The following is a 26,090-nucleotide window of genomic DNA, read 5'->3' as shown; positions in this document are numbered from 1 at the left end:
TCACTTCTAATTTCTAAACGTATTTCGTACGCGCTCTGATTTCAAAAAATAGGGAATCCAGATAGCGCATCCTACCACACCGCCAATGATCGTCGAAACCCCGCTTACTCCTCCTACCTCCCTAGCCATAGGAATTTGATTCACCATAACAACAGTGATTAATAGCAGCAAGAAATTAATAAGATAAAACGTGATCATCATACGAGGCAATATTCTTTTTTTCTGATAGAAGCTCACTAAGATAAAGATGGTAAATATGAGCATGATCGCCGCAGATATGCCCTCTACCATGAATGTTGTCTTCCACATAGGATGATAATACGGCGAGCCCGGAGAGGTCAGAGGATGCCCCCCAGCCGACCCGGTTAGCGACACTGATTGCAGCATAGTAACCGCTCTTGTAATGATCGAAGTATACAAACTAATTTGAACGAGTATTAGCCATCCTCCCAATCCTGATACACCTAGCGGGGTTTCTTCCGTTTGTCTGTTTATTTCATTTTCTACCATTACTACACGCCCTTTTCAGTCAAAAATTATTGTGCAACAAGCAACTAACATTCTATCTATTTATAGTTCAAACCTCCCATTTGTATAGTTATTCCATTATATCCGATATTGTTACAAATATATACAATTTACTACAATATAAAACCTACTAAAGAGATATGGTAATTCTTTATTACTAATGGTAAAATCTTCTTTAGTATTTTTTCCCTACTAAACTAGCAAAAACTAAACTTCGTCCATTTATCGTACGAGGGGGATTGGTATAAGGCCTTGTCTATGCTTGGCAGCTGACATCAAACTGGAACTGAAATTCATATCAAATATTTTAACCAAATGGAGGGAGTTATTTGAAGAAAAGTTTTTGGTTTCGCAAATCGTTTGTTGTTATTCTGTCTTTTGCACTACTGGTCGGACTTTTTCCTGGCGGAGGCAGCGCTGCGGCTGCAAATTCGCTGCCCCTGCAAATAATCGATGATTTATTAATTTCAGCCGAATCCGCAGAGACGTTCATTTCGCCGCAAATCGATACAAGCTCTCACAGCAAGGTTCGTGTTATTGTACAGCTCGAAGGACAACCTGCCGCCGTGGGCAAATATGCTGCCCGGATGGGGATACGCTCGCTGGCTGCTGCAGCAACGGAATCCGCAGTTCGCAATGAGCAGAGGGATTTCCTGGAAGAAGCGAAGGACCAAGGCATCGATCTGCAGGTGAATTATCAATACAACACAGTATTAAATGGCTTCGAAATAACGATTCCCGCCAATGAAATACCATCCCTTGCCGAGATTCCAGGCGTTAAATCGATCCAAGAAAATAGCATCTGGTACGCTCTTCCGATCGCCTCCACCACTGCGGCCGATGCAATCAATTATGACGAAACTCCGCTGAAGCAAATCGGAGCCGATGCCGCTTGGGCCAAAGGACTGACTGGCAAAGGCCTTAAAGTCGGCGTCGTCGATACAGGCGTAGATTATACTCATCCTGATTTGAAGGATGCATATAAAGGCGGGTACGACTCTTTCTACAACGATAACGATCCTTATGAAGAGATCCCGCTTACTCCAGCCGAAGATCCTTATCAAGTCGGTTACGGCGGGACAGCTCACGGTACCCACGTCGCGGGCATTCTCGTGGGAAGAGCGGCCAATACGTCCGCCAGCATCGCCCAGAAAGGCGTTGCCTACGAAGCCGATCTCTATGCTTACAAAGTGCTTGGACGGGATCTGGTAGAACCCGGAACGGCGTCCGGCACTTCCGCGCAGGTTATTGACGGCATTGAACGGGCAGTGAAGGACGGTATGGATGTCATTAATCTGTCGCTAGGCTCGGACACGGAGAAGAACGTCAACTCTCCAGATGCCATCGCAATCAATAATGCCGTCTTGTCTGGGATCATCGTCGTCTCAGCAAACGGAAATGCCGGGCCGGGGCATTATACCATGGGATCGCCCGCAACCTCTCAGCTGGGGATTGCCGTTGGGGCGGTTACGAGCGACAGCAAAATGTATTCAGTCAATCTTGCCGCTGCTTTGGTAGACAATACTGCAACGGATCCCAGCGGGAACCCCGTCTCGGCGACTGTTGCTACCTATGGTCTATCCGACCCCCGGGCCATAGGCTGGGAGAGCGGCAATGAGAACTTGGCGCAGATTCTTGGTGACGTTCCGCATGAAGTAGTTTACGTTGGTCTTGGCGGTCTCTCTGACTATGCCAACAAGGATGTTGCCGGCAAAGTCGTTTTGGCTTCGCGCGGCAAGCTAACCTTCACTGAGAAAGTGATCTATGCGGGCATATCCGGCGCCAAAGCGATCGTAATTTTCAATGGCGTTAACGACGGGGATGACGCAGATTTAGATCCTCCTAACGCAGATAGAGACGATTATATCGACACCACGCTCGGCGACAATCCTCTATTTATACCTACCTTTGATATGAAGGGGGTAGAAGGACGCGAGTTGGTCAAAGCCATTATGGAGAATCCGGATTTATCACTCCAATTTACTTTTGGAACAAATTATCAACCTTTAATTAGTAAAGGCGACACTTTGGCCAGCTTTTCCTCCTGGGGGCCAAACGCTGACGCTAACTTAAGCATTAAACCGGATGTCATGGCCCCGGGCGTAAGTATTTTGTCCACTTATCCGGCATATGGCAAAAGCGATCCAAATGCTTCCTATGATCAGGCATATTTGCGCAACAACGGTACTAGCATGTCTACTCCATATGTATCGGGCTTAGCGCTCCTGCTCAAGCAGCAGCATCCAGATTGGACGCCGTTCGACATTAGGGCTGCCCTTGCCAACACCGCAGATGTAATCAGAGATGAGAATAACGACTTATACGACGTGTACCAGCAGGGCGCAGGGCGCGTCAATGCAAGCAAAGCGACGAGTACGCCGGCTTTGCTGCAGGCCCTTGAGCCAATTACGATTCTGGACACCAATTATTCGCCTAAGAATGTCATTAACTATAACTCTTCAGCAAGCTTTGGCGTTATAGCTCCGGGAAGCGTATCGGCGAAAACCCTGCAACTCAAAAATACTTCGAACCAAGCAGCAGACTATCAGGCTACTATAGAATGGCATGGCACTCATCCAGGTGTGGAGATAAGTCTGGATAAGAGCACAGTCACGGCAGCTGCCAAATCAACATCCGTCCTCCAGCTTGATCTGGATGTAGCAAATCATGCAGCGGTTGGCTTCTATCAAGGACAGGTTAATCTGGCCGGTTCCGGAGTGCCTGATCTACATTTGCCTTTCACCGTATATGTAGGCAGCAAGCTGCCCGATAACGGATTCGGAATTCAGGAATTGAAGCTTACGAATTCGGTTGTCTATCCTAATCGCAGCAGCCAGCAGACCGCAGACCTTTCCTTCCGATTGACTGCGACAGACACGAATTATTATGTCATTGATGTTGTAAACTTGGAGGATGAGTCTCTCGGTTATTTCGCAAGTGACATGCTGGAGGATTTGAATCAGCGATTTGCACCTGGCGTGTATACTATTCCAGGCATCAGCAGCAAGTATTATCCTTACGACGATAATGGCAGCGGAACGGAAACCCCAGCCTACCTCAGTGCTGGAACTTACAAAATATACGTTGCCGCGGCCCAAGTTACGCCAAGTGGCGAAATAGCAAAAAAGGGCGGTGAGGAGATTGCATATCATGCCATTACATCCTTCCGGGTAGACCTTAGCACAAACAATGCTAGCGGCGGCTCCGGTGGAGGAACGGGCGGCGGTTCCGGTGGTGGTGGTGCTCCGGCTCCGGGCACGCCTGCCATCCCAGCAACACAAGCTGACGACATTAGCGCGGCAGCCAGCGCAGTCATCGAGCAAAGGCAGAAGCAAGTGGTGATCGCTCCGATCAACGAAGATGCGAATAGTTCTGCGACGGTTGTTATCCGTGATGATGCTCTGAAGTCCGCGCTGGAATCGATCGGCGACGAGGCGGCGGCCATAATTATACCTATTCCTGATCATGACGGCCACCGCAGCCAGGTAAGGTTGAGCGCCGATCAACTCAAGCAATTGTCTCAGAAACTGAATGCAAAAAGTGTGATAGTCGTAAGTTTTGAAGGCTCCGCTGTTGCAATTCCAGCATCCCTGCTAAAAGGGGCACCTGCTGACGCTGGATTAGAAATCATCATTGCACAAGCAGATTCGAGCAAATCCAAATTCGCCGCCAAAGCCGCAGGAGCTGCGGTCATCGGCTCACCTGCAGCCTTCGAGGCAAATTGGATTTCGGGCTCTGTCAAGAAAGCTGTGGAGGTGCCAAGCAGCACATTCATTAAGCGCTCCTTCACAATTCCAGGCAAAATCGGAGCCAATCAGGCAGGCGTGCTCTACGAATCCAACGGCAAGATCAGGCCCGTAGCTTCCGTAGTCAAAGAACAATCGGATGGTTCTACGCTAGTAACGGTCAGCCGTCCCGGCTTCTCCGTATATGCTGCGGTTGGGCGTTCTGTAGAATTCAAAGATATTGCCAACTCCTGGGCAGCATCCGATATTACCGCTTTAGCGAACAAATTCATTATTGAAGGCACGTCGGCAGACACCTTCTCGCCGAATAACAATCTGACGCGCGCTGAGTTCACCTCCCTGCTCGTTCGGTCCCTTGGGCTGAAAGCAAGCGGTTCCGCCACATTCTCGGATGTGTCCGCTGCAGCGTGGTATGCAGACGATGTCGCAGCTGCATTCGAGGCAGGACTGATTCGGGGAACGGGCGACGGCAAATTCTCGCCGAATGCCAATGTCACCCGCCAGGAGCTGAGTGCTATTTTAGCTCGGGCCCTGCAGTTGACTGGCACTGAGCTAAAGACGGCGAATCCGTCGCTAAAAGCTTACAATGACGAAGCCGGCATTGCTGGCTATGCCATAGAGAGCGTCAAGACGCTGTCAGCGGCAGGCATCATCAACGGCGACCTAAACGATAACGGCCAGAGTTTCCGCCCGACTGCGCCTACGACACGGGAGACAGCTGCCTCCGCGCTTCGCCAATTCCTGCGCCAGGCTGGATTGGTTGAATAGGGCACAAAACATGTACACAATTAATTGAAGGAGAGCGAATAGCTCTCCTTTTTTACGCTATTTCTTTACAGCCGCATGAAAGCCGGACTTTAGCATAAACTACTCCTAAAATAAAACCCATGGTGAGATGATGACTTTAAACAATATTGCCAGAATCGGCATGCCGCTCAGATCGGCTTTATTCGTTTGCATTGTTATAATTACGGAAATGGCGATTTGCGGCTGGGGAACCTCCCCATCCATTCCTGTGTATGCTCATAAAGATCCTTCGCTGCCGATCGTAGCCGACGAAGGGCTATATACGATCGAGATTTATCCGCAGTATCATAAGCTGATTGTCCGGGCACAGGGGGAGAAATTCAAAACGTATCCCGTTGCGGTAGGAAACCTGTCCACACCAACTCCCGTTGGGGAATACAAAATAATATACAAAGGAACCGATTGGGGGCCCTCTTTTGGCCCACGTTGGCTGGGATTGAATGTCCCTTGGGGAACCTATGGCATCCATGGCACGAATAAGCCTTATTCCATAGGGCAGCACTTAAGCCATGGCTGCGTGCGGATGCGAAATAGAGACGTGATGGAGCTATATGATATGATTCCGGTCGGCACCAAAGTAACGATATACGGGCATGTGCTGGGCAATGCCAGACACGATCCCAGAGCTTTGGCCGAGGGGGATGTCGGAGGAGAAGTTCAACTGATTCAGTCCCGTTTGAAAAGCGCAGGATACTTTAACGGAGTCTGCAACGGTAAATTCCGCGCCGATACGACCGCCGCCCTGAAAAAATATCAACGCGATCATGGCCTCATTCCTAACGGGGTCGTCTCACTTAAGGTTTATGAATCCCTCGGATTGTGGGAATGACCGGCTATGTAACAAAACGCCTAAGTTTGGAGACATCAAAATAAAGCCCCCCAAGTGACTAAAGAGCCCTCCCAAGCGACTAAAGCTAAGCTTTAGATGCTTGGGGGGCTTTTGTGCCTTTTAGCTGGTTTGTTATTTAGTCCTGGCCGCCTCATGCAGCGCAATACCCAACGTGAAAGCGAACGGTTAACTCGATGCCTAGCGTTTAGCGCTAGCACCTTCCTTATGTGTCCTTAGCCAGTACCTGGCGTTTAGCGAGCTAGACTTGGTGTTCCAATCGGTATGCTTCGCCCCCCTTGAATTGTAACGGACCCAGAAGCCGCTATTCTCCGAAAATGTGCTCAGATTTACGTCTAGCGGACCGTAGTTACCTTATTTAATGAAAATTAGCGGAATTTCACTATGTTCGCTCCAGATAGAGAATCGTATGTCCGTTAGCCCAACGTTTTATGGCATTTTGTCACAAATAGCGGAACCTGTGTCCGATCAGAGTCATGCTCACGTCACAAAAGGCACAACGTCCAACAGGGTCGCATACGGCATACGGCATACGGCATACGGCATACGGCACACGGCACAATGACAATCTACAACGTACACTCACTACGCACTTATTAGCATAAGGCACTAACCAGACTAAACACATTAAACACACATTGACACAACATATCCCAGCACAATATACTGCCGCAGGCCGCCACTATGCTGCACTAATATCTACTCGATAAAATCCTTCATCGATCTAACCGTTAGTGTTCCCGGCTTGCCTGGAACGAACGCCTCATTGCTGGAGCTGCGGCGATGGAAAGTGACGGTGTGCGGCACGCCCGGAATGAGATCGAAGAAGTTATCGGTAAATATCCCCTCTTCCTCAGCCGACAGCCATACTTGCCTTGCAAGTGCATCCGTCTTCAACGTGAAGGACATGCCCCCGCTTCCCGGAACTTCCTCAACCGTAACTGCCGCGTCCGGCCATTCGATATCGCGGAATAACTCGAAGTAATATGGCTTGCTATCCAGCACCACACCATCCGCGTGTAACTCAGCCAGCATTACTACACGTTTCAGATCATGGTCGCCGAGCCACTCGCCAGTTTGAACCCGGTGCACGATATCTGCGGCATCGGCCCCGACAGCCACCTCATGGCTCATTTCGCGCAGCAGTTGACCGCTGAAATCAAATAAACTCAGCTTGAGCACACCCACGATAGGTTCCTGCCGATCTGAAACCAGATAAATGGCCACTTCGCCTTTCTGGGTATCATCGATCGATAGCATGACATCCTGGAAGCTGCGGCGTACCGTATACTGCAATGCCTTCCAGCGTCCGTAGTAGTCCATTCCCGCCCAGGAAGCAACTGGCCAGCAGTCGTTCATCTGCCAATACAGCGTACCCATGCAGTAAGGCTTATTCCGGCGGTGTGCCTCGATCGCCGTCTGAATCGCCTGGGCCTGCAATAATTGGCTCATGTACAGGAACGATTTAAAATCCCGTGGCTCCGGCAAATATTGGCTCATGTATTCCTTGATAAGCTGATTGCCTCTTCCGTTCTTCTGGTGGGCCAGCATCACCTTGGACTCGAGCTCCAGTTGATCCTCCGCAGCGTATTCCAGTACCGTTTTCAGCTCGGGAAAAGATTGAAAACCGTATTCGCTCATGAAGCGGCCAATCTTTTGGTTGTAGTTGTCAAACGGCTCTACTGCATGCCATACGCCCCAATAATGAACATCTCCTTCACCTGTTACCTGGGCTGCATGCTGATTCTCGTCCCCTGTCAGACTGCGCAGCGGGGATGACGGCCAATAATCAGTGCCTGGCGCCCATTTACGAACGGCCTCGGGCAGGATGCGATGGAACACGGCCTCGTAATCGGCCCAAATTTTGTCCCGAAGCTCTGCGCTGTCCATCTTCTCCTTCCAGCCCCAGCCCGTGCTCCAGGCATAGTGCGCCCAAGCCGAGTCGATCTCGTTATTGCCGCACCATAAAGCGATGGAAGGGTGATTCCGCAGTCGTCTCACATTGTATTCCGCTTCGGCAGCCACGTTGTTCAGGAACGCTTCGTCCCCAGGGTACATGCTGCAGGCAAACATGAAGTCCTGCCACACCAGCAGCCCATACTCATCGCATAACTCATAGAAGGCATCTTCTTCGTAAATGCCCCCGCCCCACACACGCAGCATGTTCATATTGCTCTCTACCGCTGAGGCGATTTCGTGGCGATAACGCTCCCGCGTTACCTCTGTCGTAAAGCTGTCATTCGGAATGTGATTGGCGCCTTTCATGAATACCCGTACACCGTTCAGCTTGAAGTAAAATGACGCCCCCGCCTCATCTTTCTCACGGACAAGCTCAATACTGCGGAGTCCTGTCCTTACGGTTCGATCCGATACGTTCTCCTCGCCCTGCAGCAATGCCGCATGAAAAGAATACATCGAAGGCTCGCCGAGCCCGCGGCACCACCATAACTTCGGGTCTGTAATATTCGTATCCAGCGTTAATGTCTGTAGACCAGGCCTTAGCGTCACTTCCTGTTCCCAGTTCATGTCCTCCGTGCCGATGCGTAACCGGCCATTCCAATCCGATACAGCCTCTACCTCTACAACGGCCGTTAGCTTGGCTTCCTCAATGTTTACCTCGTCCTGGCGAATGTACAAATCACCGATTGTTGGAACCGACCAGCCCTCCAGACGAACTTCCCGCCAAATACCGCTGGTTACGAAGCGCGGCCCCCAATCCCAGCCATAATGATAAGGCGCTTTGCGGGCAAAAATACTGACCTTGCGCTCCTCAAGCCCGCCCAATTCGGATTGATCATTTGTCGCCGGAAGGTCATATCCCAACTCCGCGAGCTTCGGCAAATCCTCCTTAATCGGCGAACGGAATCGAACAAGGATGTCATTGCTTCCCGTACGCAGAAGGTCCTTCACATCCACATGCCAAGCTCGGAACATATTATCGGCAGACAACGCATGCTGCCCGTTCACATAGACATCCGCATATGTATCAAGCCCTTCAAAAACGAGCTGGATCCGAGTCATTTCCGCCCAGCCGTCAGGCAGCTCAAAGCTGGATTTATATTCCCAATCCTTCTTGTCGATCCACTGCAAATCATGCTCGTTCGTCCCGTAGAACGGATCCGGAATCAAGCCATGACGCAACAAATCGGTATGAACCGTCCCTGGAACTGCTGCGGAAAGCCAATCCGTCTCATCACATGCTTTAAAACTCCACTGATTTAATATCTGCTGTTGAATGCTCATAAGCCCTCCATCAATGACATAGTAGAATTTTCTTGAATTATAATTTATTATATTACATTATCAATGAAATTTGTTATTGTTTTGTTATTTATTTTAGAAAACAAAATTCTCATTAATACCCCTCCCTTCTCCAACCCGGCAACAGGTTAATTAAAGACAATAAATAGCAACCTAGTACATTTAAAGTGAAATGACAAAACTATACAATTGATCTGTAAGCGCTACCAAATATTCGAAAAAGGGGCGATAAGAACATGAAAAAGAAAGGTTTATTGATCGCATTCATAACGTTTTTTGCGCTAACGACCTTAGTAACAGGCTGCAGCGGCAGCAAAGGCACCAGCAGTAATGGCGGTAACGGCGGTAACGGCGGTAACGGCGGTAACGGCGGAGCAAGCAACGGATCGTCTAATGTGGCCGAGAATAACTCCAACGGCCAAGGCGAATCCAATAAGCTGAGCGGGAAGGTTACCTTCCTAACCAACCGGACGGACATGATCGGCAAAGAATACGACGACTACGTCAAACGCTTCAACGAGAAGTATCCAGACATCAAGATCGAATTTGAAGCAAGTCAAACCGATTACAATCAGCAGATCAAAGTCCGGATGGCTAGCGGCGAACTGCCGGATCTGATGTTCATCCCGGATATCCCCAACTCAGATCTCCCTAAATATTTTGCTCCGCTTGACGATCTGGAGTTAAGTGCGGAGGTTTCATTTAAAGATTTCAAGTCTTATGACGGCAAGCTGTACGGAATTACGACGGGCAACTCAACCTCAGGAATCGTGTATAACAAAAAAGCCTTCGCCGATGCCGGAATTACCGAGCTCCCCAAGACGTGGGATGAATTCCTAGCTGCATGCGAGAAGTTGAAGCAAAACGGCGTTATTCCGCTCTCCTCCAACTTCAAGGATAAATGGCCGCTGGGGAACTGGGTCTACGATTTGCCGAGAGTCATCGAGAATAATAAGAATTTCCCCAACGAGAGGCTGAACATGGAAGCTCCTTTCTCCATGGATAACGGATACGGCAAGGCAATGTCCCTGCTGCGAACGCTCGCGGAGAAAGGTTATCTGGAGAAAGACATAAACTCTACAAACTGGGAGCAATCCAAGAAAGACGTGGCGAACGGCAAAATGGGCATGTATTTCCTGGGCAACTGGGTCATTAACCAAGTTATCGGTGTAGGCGCCGAATCGGACAATATCGGATTCTTCCCGCTGCCCTTCGACAATTCCGGCGAGATCAGAGCCGGCTTGAACCCGGATTTCTTTTACGCCGTCAACAAAGACAGCAAGAGCCTCGAGGCAACTAAGGCATTTCTGACCTGGATGCTGGAGGACTCCGGATACGAGGATTTCGCCGGGTTCATCTCACCGCTGGAAGGCCGCGAATCCAAGCTGACCCAACTCGCGGAATTCCAGGCTACAGGGGTAGATCTGCAGGAAGGCATGCCGGACGATCCAAAGGTCATCGAAATTTCCAACAAAGCGCAAGTCGACCTGCCCGCCATTGCCCAGGAGTTCGTGCTGGCGAAAGACCCGCAAGCCGTGCTTGATAAATGGAATAAAGCTTGGGCCAAAGCCAAGAAAGATCTCGGTTATTAATGAAACTGCTATTCATGAATCGGCATTAACCTTGAACATTACGCAAAATGGGTTATCGGTAGGCGATAATCCATTTTGCTGTCAATTTGGCGGATAGAAAGAAGGGATACGGGAATGTTCGGAACCTTGTCATATAAAACGCAGAAAAACATCATTATCTTCTCTTTTCTACTCATTCCAGTCGCGCTGCTGCTGCTCTTTACCTATTATCCGGCCCTTAAGCTGGTCTGGTTCAGCTTCACCGACTGGGACGGCTATAGCCCGGAGAAGCCTTGGGTAGGCCTGGACAATTACAAGGAAGTGTTCTCCAATCCGGATATATTTGGGGTGTTCACCCATAACTTCGCCTATTTTGTCATGGGTATTGTCCAGAATATCGTGGCGATTTATTTCGCCGTCCTTTTAAACGGCAGGCTGCGGGGAAGAAATGTGTTTCGTCTGCTGCTCTTCCTTCCCTACATTATGAACGGCGTCGCGGTCGCCTTCATGTTCGGTTATGTGTTCGATACGACGCAAGGCTCGCTCAATCTGCTGCTGCAAGCAGTCGGACTGACCAGCCTCGGGGAAACCAGCTGGCTCGGAACGCCAGGCCTGGTCAATTATTCACTGGCTTCAACGGGACTATGGCGATTCATGGGCTATAACATGGTCATTTACATCGCTTCCCTGCAGGCAATCCCGCGTGATATTTACGAGGCAGCCAAAATCGACGGCGCCAACGCCTGGCAGACCTTCTGGCGCATCACCCTACCTAATATGAAGCCGGTTATCCAGTTGAACTTGTTCCTCACGGTCACCGGAGCCCTCGAGGTCTTCGACCTTCCCTTTGTCCTTACCAAAGGTGGACCTGCCGGAGCCTCGCAAACCTACGTGCAGCGCGTCGTGGAGACAGCGTTTGCCTATAATCATTATGGCCTGGCCTCGGCCATGAGCATCATCCTGCTGTTCTTCGTCATCATCGTCGTCGGTCTTCAACAATTCGTGCTTAGCAGAGGAGGGAACGGAAAATGAGCAGCAAAAAATTCGAAGCACTCGACATCATCAAATATTTGTCTCTGCTGGTCGGCGTGTTCATCGTCCTGTTTCCTCCCTATGTCATCATCGTGAACTCCTTCAAATCCAGCGACGAATTCAATACGGCAAGTACGATGGCGCTGCCTGACAGTTTTTTTAACTTTGATAATTTCAAAGTTGTATTCGAGCGAGGCGGGCTGCTGAACGGCTTCGCCAATACGCTGATCATCATCTGCGCCGCCCTTGTCTTCAACATCATTTTTGGTACCATGGTCGCCTACGTGCTGGGCAGATTTACTTTTAAACTAAAAAAAGCCGTGTTTGGCGCCTATTTGTTCGCTACAGTCATACCTAGCATTACGACCCAAGTCGCTACGTTCGGAATCATTAAGCAGCTTGGTCTATATAATACGCTGGGGGCGCCAATTATTCTGTATATCGGGGCCGACGTCATCCAGATTATTCTGTACCTGCAATTCATCCGCAACATTCCGGTCGATCTCGATGAGAATGCCATGGCGGAAGGTGCATCGCTATTCCGGATTTATCGCTCGATTATTTTTCCGCTGCTTACCCCGGCGACGGCCACGCTCGTCATTCTAAAATCAATCAGCATTTACAACGACATGTACACCCCTTATCTTTACATGCCGAAGCAAAGCCTTGGCGTGGTGACAACGGTACTCATGCGCTTTCAGGGTGTGAACATCGCTGACTGGAACTTAATCAGCGCGGCTATATTGCTCATTTTGCTGCCGACCGTCGTCTTGTATTTTGTGCTCCAAAAATACATTTTTGAAGGCGTGACCAGCGGCGCGGTTAAATAACCGGCAATTTCTGCAGGAAGGACGGCAGCCTATGATTTCATCCCTTTTCTATCTATGTCGCAAAGCCTGGGTGTTCTTCGCTAACCTATCCATGCAAAAAAAGCTAGTCGTCATCTTCGTGTTCCTCATCTCCCTGCCGATTACGTACGTTAGCTACTCTTCGTACCGGGCGAACTCGAACTCCATTCTGAACAACATGACGAGCTCCGCCGGCCAAATGACCGACAACGCCATGGACAAAGTGGATCGCTACATCGCCGACCTGAAGCGGTATACCATCCTTCCGTTATACAACAAGGACGTGGAGAAGCACCTGGATGAACGGGAGACGGACTGGGAGAAGAATACGAGCATCAATATGTTTCTGATGTACCTAGCGAATATGAAGGAAGAAATTGCCGGAGTCTATATGGCCGATCGCTTCGGTACGATTTTTTATAATAAAAAACCCGGCATCAACGAAATGTATCCCGAAGAAAGGCTGGCAGAGTGGGAGATCCGGACGCGCGAGGCTGGCGTCTCTCCCGTGCTGCTCGGGACGCACCCAATTCGAGTCAACGGCTCTGAGCAGCGGCAGGTGTTCACCATCATGCGCTCCATTCAGTCCGTCAGTACGCTCAAGAACATCGGCATCATCGTTATCGATGTGGACATTCGCCTGTTTGAGGAGATTATCCAGCCGCTGAACACAGTTACGCACGGCAACACCCTGATCGTGGATGAGCATGGCAGAGTCGTATACAATTCCGATCCCGCCATACTGGGCAAAGATTTAAGCGGCAGTCCCTTGCTGGAGCAGGCCTCCGGGCTGCGCGGACATTTCGAGCTGGACATCGAGGGAATGCCGTACATCTCGGTCTACAGCGCATCTTCCAGCACCGGATGGAAAACGATTACCTACATTCCACTTACAGAGCTGCTTGCTCCAATGAAGCAAAGCCGCAACGCCCTTATGATTACGGCATTGCTCATTGTTTTCTTTGCCTTGGCGGTAGCGATCTTCATCTCCTACGCTCTAACCAAGCCGCTCACCCGTACGGTACGATTAATGAAACAGGTGCAGCGCGGCAACCTCGACGTTCATGTCGAGGTAAAATACAACGACGAAATCGGCCGGCTCGGCAGTCATTTCAACCGGATGATCGACCGGATCAAGGGACTGCTGCAGGAGGTGTACGAAACCGAGAAGAGCAAACAAAAAGCGGATATGCTGGCACTCCAAAACCAGATCAATCCGCATTTCATATATAACACGCTGGAATCGATCCGCATGCTGGCCGAGCTGAACGACGACGACCGCGTCGCCGAGCTCACCTATCTGCTCGGCCTGCAGCTCAGATACAGCATTACGCGCAGCGATGAGACGGTAACCGTCGAGCAGGAGCTGCGCCATGTCCGCAATTATTTGCAGCTGCTGCAAATCCGGTTTCCGGACAAATTGGATTTTCATATCGAGGTTCCGCACAATTTCTATCACTTACCGGTCATCAAGCTGGTTTTTCAGCCGATTGTTGAAAACGCGGTGTTCCACGGGCTAGAGAAGCAGGCGAAGCCGGGGACCATTACAATCACTGCCTGGAATGAAGGACCGGACGCTATCTTCGAGATTAGCGACGACGGTGTCGGCATGGATAAAGAAACGTTGGCCCAGTTGAATCGCAGCTTGACCGATGGCAAAATCGATAAATTCGGCATCGGTCTGCGCAATGTCAACGAAAGGGTCCGCCTGTATTACGGAGACGCCTCGAATCTGACGGTAGACAGCCTGCCTGGGAAAGGCACCATGGTAACCTTAAAAATTGCTGGTCTCCTGGAAGAAGAACATCGTATACGCTATGGGGAGGTAATTTGATGCTTCGAATGGTCATTGTCGATGACGAATCCTCGATCCGCGAGGGAGTAGCTAAAATCATCACCAAAGAAAACGATGCCTTTGTTGTGGCCGGTGTTTTCTCCAATGGGCAAGATGCGCTGGATTATATCGAGACATCGGACATCGACGTCGTCATTACGGATATTCGCATGCCGCTGGTCGACGGGTTGGAGCTCATTAAGCGGCTCAAATCCGTTCAACCGGAGATCCGGTGCATTATCATGAGCGGATTCACCGATTTTGAATATGCCCGTCAGGCGCTTCGCTGTTCCGCGGTGGATTATCTGCTCAAGCCGATCAACAAGAAGCAGCTATTCAAGCTGCTCTATACGCTGCACGAAGAGAAGGATGCCAGCCTCGGAAAAGAGCAGCGCCTACGCTCTGGGGTACTACTTTCTTATTTCACAAGCCCCTCCACTCTCTGCAGCAAGCTGCCTGAGCTGCATTTGCAGCTGCCCTATTTTGCCGTGCATGTGCTGCGCAGCCGCGATATAGAGGCGCTCCGCGAGCAACTGAATTTAGCCGTCCCGGACCTGAGCTGTATCGTGGATATCGTCGACACTAACGAAGGTATGCTGGCGGTTGTCAGTTATTACGCCGATGAACCCGATGCCAAGGTCATTAAGCAGCTCCCAGGTCAGCTGCAGCCAGGCCTTGCTTCCCTCGGCATCGTCCAGGCTGGCTCCAGCCGAGGATACAGTGAGGCAGCCCAGCTAAGCGAGGCCTACCGCGAGGCCGTTCGGGCATGCGACTACGGGCTATATGACTATTCGGCCTGGAGTTATTACCATTACGATGATTTGCCGCAGCCGGAGCCCAACCTCATGGATTGGTTCATCAGCACAAAGGATGTGCTAAGCGAGCATATGCAGATTTTAAATATTCCGCAAATAAAGGCGGACTTGGAGAAATTGTTCGACCAGACAATGGCCGCCAGAGCTTCCCGGCAATCTATCCTTTCCTTATGCCGATTGATTCATGATACGGCGTTAGCGGAGCTTCCGGAATGGAAATCGATATGCGCTCCTGCCGCTGAAGAGCCGCTGGATGAGCACATGCTGTCCTGTCTGGCTTTTGCGGAGCTCAAGAGCTTGTTCTTATCTCAATTCCTCAGAGGACTCGAAGATATTAGAGCAGGCCGCCTGCAAATGGCGGACAAATCCGTAGAAACGGTGAAACGCTGGATTCACGAGCACTACGACCAGCAAACCGAGCTTGGCAGCCTGGCCTCGATGGTCTACCTGACCCCCAGCTATCTCAGCAAGCTGTTCAAGAGCGAGACCGGCGTGACAATCACAGATTACTTGATCGAGGTGCGTATCAAGAAGGCGAAGCATTTGCTCAAGACAAGCTCCGACATGAAAATCCATGAGATCGGCTGCGAGGTGGGTTACCCCGATCCGGCTTATTTCAACAAGCTGTTCAAGCGCATCGTCGGCGTGACCCCTAATGAGTACAAGAAAATCAATGCGGTTACCCATAATAGCTAATCAGTACAGAACTCGGCAGAAACACCAATGGGGCTCAACAGTAACACCTAATTGCTAGGCGCAGTGAAGAGCGCACGCTTTAACGGGCTCCAGATATACTGTCCGTTAGGTACTACAAAGGTTGGTGTAAATGAGGGAAGAACTCTAGACTAGGGCATAGGTTCGTTAGTTAGTGAGGACATCGGTGTTTGAAAAAGTAACTTGGGTTTTGCTGATCTCTTACGGACCCTGGTTCCGCTATTTCGCAAAAATGCTACTTTTCCTGGAATTAACGGACACAGTGGACCTTATTTGTGTAGAATCGAAGGGTTCCGTGGTCATTTTCACTAAATAGCGCCTTCGGTGTCCGTTAGCTCGCTGATTTCGCGAAAAAACGGCAATTAGCGGAACCAGGGTCCGTTCAAGTACATTTCTTTCGCAAGGGCCTCCCCCTCCCCCTTCTTCTCCTCCTCCTATCGCGAAAATATGCTATCCTATGGATATTTACGAGTAAAATCATCCATATCATCCGGTTGGGCAAACGCAAATACCCGTAGGAGGCAAGGCAGATTATGAACTTAAAAATAGAAACTGGCTGGGGAACCTATGGTTTCAGATTTAATGACGTTCCCCATCTTCCCTTATGCGGCTTGTTTGCCGTAGGACATGAGGTTGTAGACAACCCGCAGTACTATTGGGATGGGTTGACCCGTACGGACGGCCCATTGTTTATTTTCCAATACACCGTTCAAGGGGAGGGTATTTTTGAGGCTGGGGAGAAGGTAGAGGCCCAACAGAGAGTTGGCGGAGAACAAGGCAAGGAACTAGATAGGAAACTTGGCATCAACGCAGCCCCAAAGCCGAGCACCGGAACCACCACGAGAATAGATGCGGGGCGGGCTTTCCTCGCCGAAATTCCCAGCAGCCACCGCTATTACTTTCTGGAGACAAACGCGGTGCCGTGGGAGTTCTATTTTTTGCTGATACGTCCGCGCACGGTGCTGCCACTTTGGAAGGAGATTGTTTCCCTCCTCGGCACAACGCCATACCTGAGCCCCGACAGTTTGCCGATCAAACGGCTCAAGGTGCTGTTCGACGAAGCGCACAGCGGCAATATCACGGATCCGTATACCGCCTCCTCCTATGTGTACCAATTTTTGATCGAACTGAGAAGAGCCGCTTCCGATCGCCACCGGGAACAAGAGCATTGGCCGCTCGCCATCCGCGAGTCCGTTCGATTTCTTGATGCGCATTACAGCCGCATGATTGGCCTCGATCAGCTTGCAAGGCAGCTGGGCTTATCGAAGTTCCATTTCCTGCGGACATTTACGAAGCATCTTGGCGTTACTCCGAACGACTATGTCAACCGGAAAAGGATTGAGCGGTCGATCGAGCTTTTGCAATCTACCGATTGGAGCATCGAGGCGATTGCCGGCGAGGTCGGTTATTCGTCGGGAAGCTATTATATTAAAGTGTTCCAGAAGTTCACGGGACAAACCCCCGGGTCTTTCCGCTCAGGCAATCATGCTCTGCAGTATAACCGGCTATTTTTCGACTAGAAGATTATCCCTTCATGCAACACAGCAATTCCGTGCTATTCATGTTCCTAAATTGTTGTAGATAGCTATTACTAGAGCATATTATGATGAAGCCATAAGAGCAATTCTATTTCATCACATATTAGGAACTTGGATTGGAGGAACTTGTTATGGATCATCGATCATTTGCCCCAACGCCGCCGATGGGGTGGAACAGCTGGGATTGTTATGGGGCTGCTGTCACCGAAGCTGAGGTGCGCGGGAATGCCGATTATATGGCAGAGCACCTAAAGGAGTATGGTTGGGATACGGTAGTTGTCGACATCCAATGGTACGAGCCCGGCGCCAATTCATCCATTTATCGTCCGTTCGTGCCGCTGGTAATGGATGAATTTGCAAGGCTTATGCCGGCGGAGAACCGCTTCCCTTCGGCGGCAAACGGCCAGGGCTTTAAGCCGCTGGCCGACTATGTCCATCAGCTCGGCCTGAAATTCGGCATCCACATCATGCGTGGAGTTCCGCGTCAGGCCGTTCATGCAGCCACCCCTATCAAAAACGCGCCCGTTACCGCGCGCGATATCGCCCATCCTAACTCCATTTGCCCTTGGAATACGGATATGTACGGCATAGATGCTGCCAAGGAAGGCGCTCAGGCTTACTACGACTCCTTGTTCGAGCTGTATGCCGAATGGGGCGTTGATTTCGTGAAGGTCGACGACATCGCCGCTTCGCGGCTCTATGATACGCATCAGCCCGAAATCGAGCTGATCCGCCGTGCGATTGACCGCTGCGGACGACCGATGGTGCTGAGCTTGTCGCCGGGTCCGGCGCCAGTCGAGTATGCAGAATTCCTCTCACAAAATGCGAACATGTGGAGAATGACGGACGACTTCTGGGACCACTGGGACCTGCTGCTAGATATGTTCAATCGCTGCGAGCGATGGCAGGACAAATCGGTAGAGGGCTGCTGGCCCGACTGCGACATGCTGCCGCTGGGCCATATCGGCATTCGTTCCGTGGATGGCGGCGGTGCGGACCGCTGGACGCGATTTACCCGCGAAGAGCAAATAACGATGATGTCGCTGTGGTGCTTGTTCCGGTCCCCGCTTTTCTTTGGCGGAGAGCTGAGGGACAACGACGAATGGACGTTATCGCTGCTTACCAATCGCGACGTACTGGAGATGCATCAATCCAGCTCAGGCGCCAGACTGCTCGAGAGGGAGGGACATCGCATCGTCTGGGGAGCCGACGGGGCGAATGGCCGCCTATACGTCGCCTGCTTCAATACCGGCGAAACTCCGCTTGAGTTCAACCTTCCGCTTCAAGGGCTGGGCATCTCGGCCTCTGTCCAAGCGAAGGAGTTGTGGACGGGCGAAACGACCGCCATCCGGGACAGCCTTTCGGCAAACGTAGCGCCTCATGGCGTAGCACTGTTCCGCCTGGAGCCGCTGTAAAACGCCCATCGAAATACTTTCAGGGAAGCTTAAATAACAATCCAAATCATAACGGGGCTACCCAATGGTTATCCAAACCATGCCTGGGCAGCCCCGTTTTTTGCATTCCATTCGCGACCACAAATCGTTGTGTTGAATATTTTCGCCAACCTCAAAGTCCATGCAGACTCATGAATTCCTTGGGGCTCATGCCGGATACTTGCCGAAATACGGAGCAAAAATAGCTCGTATTATCGAAGCCAACCTGCCGCGCAATTTCATAAATCTTTTTGTCCCGTTCGCTGAACATCAGCTGCTTGCTCCGATTGATTCGCTGCTGATTCACGTACTCCACCGGGCGAAGCTGCATGCTGTTCTGAAACAAACGGCACAGATACTGCGGAGAAACCGAAATGACCTCGGCCAAATCCTTCAGCTGCAGAGTCCGGTGAAGATTTCTATCGATGTGCTGCAGAACGGGCTTGATCCGCTCCATGTCATGTTCCTGGTTCAGTAGCGGCTGCAGCGTTCTTTTTAAATCCACCAGCAAGGCGTACAGCAGTTTGGAGTGCTCCAGAGAGGCGTACTGTCCGTTCTCATCCTGAAGCAGCAGCTCCTTCAACTCATGCAGCCACTTCTCCTCCTTTAACCTCTTCGGCCCAGATTCGCTGATTCCGGCATGAAGCAGCATCTGCCCAGCTTCTCTTCCTTGGAAGGACACCCATGCTACTTGCCATTGCCGGCTGATCGGAGCGTATTGATGCGTCACCCCGGGATACAGGAAGAAGACGTCCCCTGGACCGACGATATAACTCTGCCCTTTAATGATCAATTCCCCTTTGCCATCAAGAACCTGGTGAAGCTGGTAATCAGGAAAACCGTCCGGCCTGACAGTCTCAGGCTGATGCTCCCAGAAGCCAATCGTTGTCGCATACAGCGGCAAGAGCATCGCCTCCTGCGGATTGCAGAAAATCATCTTGCTGTCCACACACACGCCTCGTTTCATATTTTGATATAAATGAAGAAAATCCTTATATATCAATCCTATTCTATGGAATCTATAATATGAATATATCAATAAACGATCAAAAAAGGGAGTTGGTATCTTGCGCCAGAAACTTGTCTATCAACCGCCTGTCAACGGATATCCCGAATGGAACAATAACCCGGAGATTTTCCAGATTAATCGCATGGAAGCTCATGCCTCCATGATGCCTTACTCCACGATTGAGGAAGCCCTTGCCGGAAACAAAACATCTTCGTCCTACTACAAGCCGCTGAACGGCACCTGGAGATTCGCCTTTGCGGAAACCCCGGACCAGCGATGCAAAGATTTTTACAAACTGGACTATGATTACAGCGGCTGGGCGGAACTTCCCGTACCCTCCCACTGGCAACTCCACGGCTACGACTACCCGCAATACACGAATGTCCGCTATCCGTGGGAGGAATCAGAGCCAGAGCTCCAACCGCCTTTTGCGCCGACGCGGTACAATCCGGTCGGCTCGTACATCCGGACGTTTACGGTGCCGGAGGCCTGGCAAGGCCAGCCCGTATTTCTCAGCTTCCAAGGGGTGGAATCGGCCTTCTACGTCTGGGTGAACGGAGAACTCGTCGGCTATAGCGAGGATACCTTTACCCCAGCCGAGTTCGATATCACCGCCTATCTTGCTGCTGGAGAGAACAAGCTGGCCGTAGAAGTGTATCGCTGGTGTGATGCCAGCTGGCTGGAAGATCAGGATTTTTGGCGGCTGAGCGGCATTTTCCGTGATGTCTATTTGTACTCGGCTCCGGCGGTGCATGTTTCCGATTTCTTCGTACGGACCGAGCTGGATGAACAATATGCGGATGCTGAGCTGCAGCTGGATGCCAAACTTACAGACTATTTCGAGGCGAAGGCCGGCTGCACGCTGGAAGCACAGCTTTACGATGCCGATGAACGGCCCGTGTGGGATGCCCCCTATTCCGCTGCCGCTTCCTTTCAAGAAGGAAGCGAGCAGCAGCTAACGTTGTCCGCCCCCGTCCAGAATCCATTAAAATGGAGCGCCGAAACGCCGGATCTTTATACGCTGGTCCTCTCCGTGAAGGATGTCACCGGGCAATTGCTGGAGACGGTCAGTTGTAAAGTCGGCTTCCGCACTTTTGAGCTACAGGACGGGTTAATGAAAATCAACGGCAAGCGGATCGTCTTCAAGGGCGTCAACCGCCACGAGTTTTCCTGCGACAAAGGAAGAGCGATCACGAAAGAAGACATGATCCGGGACATTGAGCTGATGAAGGCCTACAACATCAATGCGGTCAGAACGTCCCACTATCCGAATCAGTCACTGTGGTACGAACTATGCGACGAATATGGGCTGTACGTCATTGACGAAACAAACTTGGAAACGCATGGCTCATGGGAATACGGGCAAAAGGAGCTGAACGACCGCAACGTTCCGGGCAGCAGGCCGGAATGGCGCGCCAACGTACTGGATCGCTGCAACTCCATGTTCCAGCGGGACAAGAACCATCCGTCGATCGTGATCTGGTCGCTGGGCAACGAATCGTTCGGCGGTGACAATTTTATCGCCATGCATGATTTTTTGAAGCAAGCTGACCCAACAAGGCTGGTGCATTATGAAGGGATTTTCCATTACCGGGCTTCCGAAGCGGCATCCGATATCGAGTCTACGATGTACATCAAGCCGAAAGAGGTAGAGCAGTACGCGAGAAACAATCCGCAAAAGCCATATATTCTTTGCGAATACAGCCATGCCATGGGAAATTCCTGCGGTGGGCTCCATCTATATACCGAGTTATTCGACCGCTATGACATCCTGCAGGGTGCTTTTATTTGGGATTGGGTCGATCAGGCGATCCGTGCCCAAACGTCAGACGGCACCGAATATATGGCCTACGGCGGGGATTTCGGGGAATCGCCGCATGACGGAAATTTCTGCGGCAACGGGCTGATCTTCGCCGACCGCACCGTAACGCCGAAGCTGGACGAAGTGAAGAAATGCTATCAGAACGTCAAGTTCGAGAGCGTGGACCTGCAGCAAGGCCGAATTCGGGTACGGAATCAGTATTTGTTTACGGATCTTCGCGAATATGCGCTGAAATGGGAAGTGCAGTTGGATGGCGAACCAGGGTCAAGCGGGATCGTAAAATTCAGTCTCCCGCCGGGAGAAAGCACGGAGGTCGTCATTCCTTTTCTTCCGATGGATCCTTGCGGGCCGGAAGCGATCCTGACCGTCTCCCTCGTGACGCGGCATAAGTCGATATGGGCGGAAGCCGGACACGAGGTTGCATGGGAGCAGTTTACGCTCGTCCCTTACTTTAACAGGGAAACTCCTGTCCTCGATAACGTCGCAGCCGTGACTGTTAGTGAGCTAAATGGAGAACTGTTGGTCTCCGCAAACGACGTTGCCCTCACATTCAACCAGAGCACCGGGGAACTCGTCTCGTATGCCTTATTCAGTATGGAGCTGTTAGCGGAGCCGGTTCGGCCGAACTTCTGGCGCGCGGTCACGGACAATGATTTAGGCAACAAACTGCACGAACGCAGCCGCATTTGGAAAGATGCACCGAACAACCGGCAGCTGAACGAATTTTCGTGGAAACGGGAAGGCTCAGGCTGCGTGATCACAAGCCGTTATGTTTTGGACACGGCCCTCCTTACTGCACTAACCATCGAGTATCGCGTCCTCCCGGACGGGACGATGGTGGTTTGCGAGGAGTTCGTTCCAGGCAGCGGCCTGCCGGAAATTCCTGAAATCGGGATGATGTTCAACTTACATGGCCGACTGGACACGATTGCCTGGTATGGCCGGGGGCCTCACGATAACTACTGGGACCGCAAAACCGGGGCACGGGTTGGCCTGTTCACCGGAACTGTCCACGACCAGTTCGTACCCTACCTTCGGCCCCAGGAGTGCGGCAACAAGACCGATGTCCGCTACGCCTGCTTGACGCAAGGAGCTGACGGCCCGGGACTGCGCATCGAAGCTTCCCCGCTGATGGAGGTGTGCGCTCTGCCGTGGACGCCGCTGGAGCTTGAGGCACACGATCATCCACATAAGCTGCCGCCAAGCCAGCAAACCGTGCTGCGGGTCAATTACAAGCAGATGGGTGTTGGGGGCGACGATAGTTGGGGAGCTCCGACGCATGATGAGTTTACCCTCCCGTCGAACCGGGCATATACTTTCAAATTTACGGTACAAGCAATTTCATAACAGATCAAAAAAGCCACTATAGCCAATAATGATAAGCTATTGAATGTGATGTTAGACATTTTATTGGCGAAATTAAAAATGGATAGAGATTTCAGAAAACATCTGAATCTCTATCCATTTCTTTGTTCATTTACAATTACATTATGACTTAGTAAATAGTATTGCTGAATTGAACAATCGTTTCCCGTTAGTTCAGCCCACACCTTTTTCATTCTTAATAATGTGTTTCCAATTGGGGGGCAACTCAAAATCTTTAAGATGTTCAAACCCTATGACTTCTACTCCTCCCATATTGTCAATCTTGAAGGAAATAAAATCAGATCCAACATCAAGATGGGGACCGATATAAGGTGTTACCGTCACATTAACAACGATATGGGAATCATGATATTCAATCAATACGTTTAATGGATCAAGGAATGGAGCAAACAAAGGCATTTCATTCAGTTTATCCTTGTAATAAAGATCTAATTGTTCTTGTATCTTGGGCGTTAACAAGGTAAGTATAACCCTATTTGGGTCTGCTTTCGTTTTAGCGTAAGTTGTCTGTATTGATGCTAATAACCAAATTATGATCAGAACATATACCATTACACTGCGTCGCATGGAGATTGCCCCTCAGTTTTTGGTTATATTGCCCATACGACTTCTACACTATCCTGCCTGTTGTTGTCATGCTATCGTTACCCGTTAGTTAAGTAACAACCTGCTATGTTATTCCAACCAATAGCCAATTCAACCAAATTATCCGTCCCTATTGTGATATTTTTCTGCCCTACAGGCCGACCACCTTGCGATATGTAAAATCCTAAAGATGGATTGTCCTTTAGTACCCATAGCATCATCGATGTGTAGCCTTTATTTTTTACTGATTCAACCACTAAATTGAAGAGTTTCTTGCCTATTCCTAAACCTTGGTATTCCCTTAACAAATAGATAGCATATAGCTCGCTTTCATGTATGAATTCCTTATTTCGATTTTGACCACCGCTGGAAAACCCAACAACATTTCCTTTTCCGTCTTCGGCAACAAATATTTTTTCATGTTCCTCTCGATTTTCAAATGTCCAAATCCAATTTTTCGTCCTATTCTCGACTGTAAGATTTGATAAGTATGAATCAGCAATGATTCCTTTATACGTTGTTTTCCAACTACCAACATGGACGAATGCAATCCTCTCTGCGTCTTCAATGGATGCTTCTCTTACCATCATTAGGTTGGCCCCCATTCTCAGAACTGAATATCAACCCATATTTTACCACGAAATAACTAAATTAAACTGCCCGTTAGGTTAACCTCAAATAAATCCCTCAAATATACTTGCAGTCTATTTGCTATGGTTTTCTGGTCGATATGTCATATCTTTTACATGTATAAAAATGGGCAACACAGAGAACTATTCCCCTCTGCATTGCCCACGAAATCATGTAATGTCTAACATTGTATTTAATTGCCTGTTGTTATTGGTGTTAGTGGAATTCCTCCATCTTCAATGTTACAGAGTAGTCCATGCTTTTATCTATAGCGCTGATACAAGTTTGTCTTCCTCGGAATAGGACAGCGCCGAGTCGAACCCGCGGTTCAAGCAAATCGGTTCCGACCATGGCCCTTCGATCCGGTCCGCGACCATTAAATAACTGTGACATTCCATGAAAGGCCTTTTCGCAATTCTTGTATCCGTATAAGTCAAGTAATATTGGTGGTCATGATAACTCAGCTGCGGCGTCCAAACACCGATGTCCGCACTGCTGCTCCATGCCGTATGGTCCGTCAATATATCGGTGTAATGCTCCCACTGGATCAAATCATTCGACTGATATATCCGGATCCCTGACAAGCCTTCGATATAAGGTACCGCTGCATAAAAAATATCAGCCACACTGATCATACTCGTGTTCGCATCGAAGTCGGCTAACAAAGGGAGTGTCATCGATTCTGCTCCTCTTCTCGCTTCCAAAAATTCGTCCCGGCAAACACCTGCTCCATCCGCAGTTCCTCCGGATCCGTATCACAGCAGCCTGCCCACGATACCCGCTGCAAGCGTAACGATCCAGCCTGGTCACCGCAATACTCCTCGTAGCAGACCGTCTTCTCATTCGCTGAATCGTTCCAGTTATCCCAGCCGCGCGGATGAATATGCTCGCCCAGCACGCAATTGACGTATGCGGTCCTGGCATATTCCCGCCACGGCCTCCCCAGGTATACGTCCGAAACTCCCGGAGCGGCGGTCAGGAAGCAGCGATGGAACACATAGCCATGCTTCTGCCCTTGCGGCGTGGAGGCTGCCGTGACGTAACCCGACTGACCCTCGTAATGGCGCAGGCTTCTCATCTCGCAGCCTTCAAAATAAGCCGTCGCTCCGCCAAAAATAAAATCCACAGTCCCCTCGATGTAGCAATGCTGATACAGCTGGCGGTAGTTCGCATGATGCTCCCTGAGCGGAATCCCGCCGAACTCTGCCCTTTCCCGGGGCGCCGGGGGCAGCGGTCCCGTAAACAGCGTATCCTGATGCCCCTTGAAAGAACAGTTCCTGAACACGGCCTTGTCGCAATGCGCATAGACCGCCACCGCCTGCCCGATTTCCGGCCCTTGGCCAGCCGTATTCGACACCACAATATTCTCCAAGACAAGATCGCTTCCGCCGAGAAACAATGTCGGCGTCCCGAAGGTTTCAATACGCTCGCCATGCTCGTCCAGCTCCCGGGCATATTTTCCACCTGTTATTTCAACATAGCCCAGGCCAATAATTCGCAAATGCGAACGATAGATAAGCACGTTCTCTTCATATATTCCCGACATGATATACAACGTTTGAACCGCGCCCGCACTTTGCAACCCTGGCAGTTCCAGAAAATCAATCGCCGCCTGGATGCTCTGGAAATGGCAGATGGATTGTTTCCCTACAATAATAGGTTCGGATAATTGCCATGAAATTTG

17 protein-coding genes are annotated in these 26,090 nt (G+C 50.4%); 10 read left to right on the top strand and 7 right to left on the bottom strand.

Features of this window, described 5'->3' with window-relative positions; all coding sequences use genetic code 11:
* Positions 1 to 6 precede the first annotated feature (6 nt).
* Positions 7 to 453 (bottom strand): DUF2569 domain-containing protein, encoded by a 447-nt coding sequence (locus ACYUJT_RS00595; RefSeq protein WP_460317979.1) that lies wholly within the window; start codon positions 451 to 453, stop codon positions 7 to 9.
* 404 nt (positions 454 to 857) lie between these two features.
* Here ACYUJT_RS00595 and ACYUJT_RS00590 point away from each other — a divergent pair, with 404 nt between their 5' ends.
* Both ACYUJT_RS00590 and ACYUJT_RS00585 read left to right on the top strand, forming a co-directional pair.
* Positions 858 to 5,042 (top strand): S8 family serine peptidase, encoded by a 4,185-nt coding sequence (locus ACYUJT_RS00590; RefSeq protein WP_460317977.1) that lies wholly within the window; start codon positions 858 to 860, stop codon positions 5,040 to 5,042.
* 208 nt (positions 5,043 to 5,250) lie between these two features.
* Positions 5,251 to 5,910, top strand: a complete 660-nt coding sequence (locus tag ACYUJT_RS00585) for a L,D-transpeptidase family protein (RefSeq protein ID WP_460319713.1) — start codon at positions 5,251 to 5,253, stop codon at positions 5,908 to 5,910.
* Between the two features lie 717 nt (positions 5,911 to 6,627).
* On the opposite strand, the gene ACYUJT_RS00580 is transcribed toward ACYUJT_RS00585, so the two are convergent.
* Positions 6,628 to 9,171 (bottom strand): beta-mannosidase, encoded by a 2,544-nt coding sequence (locus ACYUJT_RS00580; protein ID WP_460317975.1) that lies wholly within the window; start codon positions 9,169 to 9,171, stop codon positions 6,628 to 6,630.
* Between the two features lie 254 nt (positions 9,172 to 9,425).
* Between ACYUJT_RS00580 and ACYUJT_RS00575 the strand changes: the two genes are divergently transcribed.
* The 7 genes from ACYUJT_RS00575 to ACYUJT_RS00545 all read left to right on the top strand — a co-directional run bounded on the left by ACYUJT_RS00575 (position 9,426) and on the right by ACYUJT_RS00545 (position 18,956).
* The gene (locus ACYUJT_RS00575; RefSeq protein WP_460317974.1) at positions 9,426 to 10,781 is read left to right on the top strand and encodes an ABC transporter substrate-binding protein; all 1,356 of its coding nucleotides are present in this window, start codon (positions 9,426 to 9,428) and stop codon (positions 10,779 to 10,781) included.
* Between the two features lie 114 nt (positions 10,782 to 10,895).
* Positions 10,896 to 11,792 (top strand): carbohydrate ABC transporter permease, encoded by an 897-nt coding sequence (locus ACYUJT_RS00570; protein ID WP_460317972.1) that lies wholly within the window; start codon positions 10,896 to 10,898, stop codon positions 11,790 to 11,792.
* The gene (locus ACYUJT_RS00565; RefSeq protein ID WP_460317970.1) at positions 11,789 to 12,622 is read left to right on the top strand and encodes a carbohydrate ABC transporter permease; all 834 of its coding nucleotides are present in this window, start codon (positions 11,789 to 11,791) and stop codon (positions 12,620 to 12,622) included. Before ACYUJT_RS00570 ends, ACYUJT_RS00565 begins: the two co-directional genes overlap by 4 nt.
* 91 nt (positions 12,623 to 12,713) lie before the next feature.
* Complete coding sequence (locus ACYUJT_RS00560; RefSeq protein WP_460317969.1) at positions 12,714 to 14,474, top strand: cache domain-containing sensor histidine kinase; 1,761 nt, start codon at positions 12,714 to 12,716, stop codon at positions 14,472 to 14,474.
* A complete protein-coding gene (locus tag ACYUJT_RS00555; protein WP_460317968.1) occupies positions 14,474 to 15,985 on the top strand; it encodes a response regulator in 1,512 nt (503 codons plus the stop codon). The genes ACYUJT_RS00560 and ACYUJT_RS00555 overlap by 1 nt, the downstream gene beginning before the upstream one ends.
* A 551-nt stretch (positions 15,986 to 16,536) precedes the next feature.
* On the top strand, positions 16,537 to 17,523 hold the full coding sequence (locus ACYUJT_RS00550; RefSeq protein ID WP_460317966.1) for a helix-turn-helix domain-containing protein: 987 nt from the start codon (positions 16,537 to 16,539) through the stop codon (positions 17,521 to 17,523).
* A gap of 149 nt (positions 17,524 to 17,672) precedes the next feature.
* Positions 17,673 to 18,956 carry a glycoside hydrolase family 27 protein gene (locus ACYUJT_RS00545; RefSeq protein WP_460317964.1) on the top strand — a complete coding sequence of 428 codons (1,284 nt, stop codon included), beginning with the start codon at positions 17,673 to 17,675 and terminating at the stop codon, positions 18,954 to 18,956.
* 151 nt (positions 18,957 to 19,107) lie between these two features.
* Here ACYUJT_RS00545 and ACYUJT_RS00540 read toward each other — a convergent pair whose 3' ends face one another.
* Positions 19,108 to 19,923: an AraC family ligand binding domain-containing protein gene (locus tag ACYUJT_RS00540; RefSeq protein WP_460317962.1), complete on the bottom strand. Its 816-nt coding sequence runs from the start codon at positions 19,921 to 19,923 to the stop codon at positions 19,108 to 19,110.
* Between the two features lie 118 nt (positions 19,924 to 20,041).
* On the opposite strand from ACYUJT_RS00540, the gene lacZ reads away from it, so the two are divergent.
* Positions 20,042 to 23,152: a beta-galactosidase, LacZ type gene (gene lacZ / locus ACYUJT_RS00535; protein WP_460317960.1), complete on the top strand. Its 3,111-nt coding sequence runs from the start codon at positions 20,042 to 20,044 to the stop codon at positions 23,150 to 23,152.
* 192 nt (positions 23,153 to 23,344) lie between these two features.
* Here the strand turns inward: lacZ and ACYUJT_RS00530 are convergent, their stop codons facing one another.
* The 4 genes from ACYUJT_RS00530 to ACYUJT_RS00515 all read right to left on the bottom strand — a co-directional run bounded on the left by ACYUJT_RS00530 (position 23,345) and on the right by ACYUJT_RS00515 (position 26,063).
* The gene (locus tag ACYUJT_RS00530; RefSeq protein ID WP_460317959.1) at positions 23,345 to 23,758 is read right to left on the bottom strand and encodes a DUF3888 domain-containing protein; all 414 of its coding nucleotides are present in this window, start codon (positions 23,756 to 23,758) and stop codon (positions 23,345 to 23,347) included.
* 77 nt (positions 23,759 to 23,835) lie between these two features.
* Positions 23,836 to 24,366, bottom strand: coding sequence for a GNAT family N-acetyltransferase (locus ACYUJT_RS00525; RefSeq protein ID WP_460317958.1), 531 nt, complete (start codon positions 24,364 to 24,366; stop codon positions 23,836 to 23,838).
* A gap of 306 nt (positions 24,367 to 24,672) precedes the next feature.
* A complete protein-coding gene (locus ACYUJT_RS00520; RefSeq protein WP_460317957.1) occupies positions 24,673 to 25,083 on the bottom strand; it encodes a family 43 glycosylhydrolase in 411 nt (136 codons plus the stop codon).
* On the bottom strand, positions 25,080 to 26,063 hold the full coding sequence (locus ACYUJT_RS00515; RefSeq protein WP_460319712.1) for a pectinesterase family protein: 984 nt from the start codon (positions 26,061 to 26,063) through the stop codon (positions 25,080 to 25,082). The genes ACYUJT_RS00520 and ACYUJT_RS00515 overlap by 4 nt, the downstream gene beginning before the upstream one ends.
* Between the last annotated feature and the right edge of the window lie 27 nt (positions 26,064 to 26,090).

The sequence above is a fragment of the Paenibacillus sp. YSY-4.3 genome (assembly GCF_054767475.1).
Note: the sequence above shows the minus strand (reverse complement) of the source record. Positions and strands in the feature narration are given on the sequence as shown.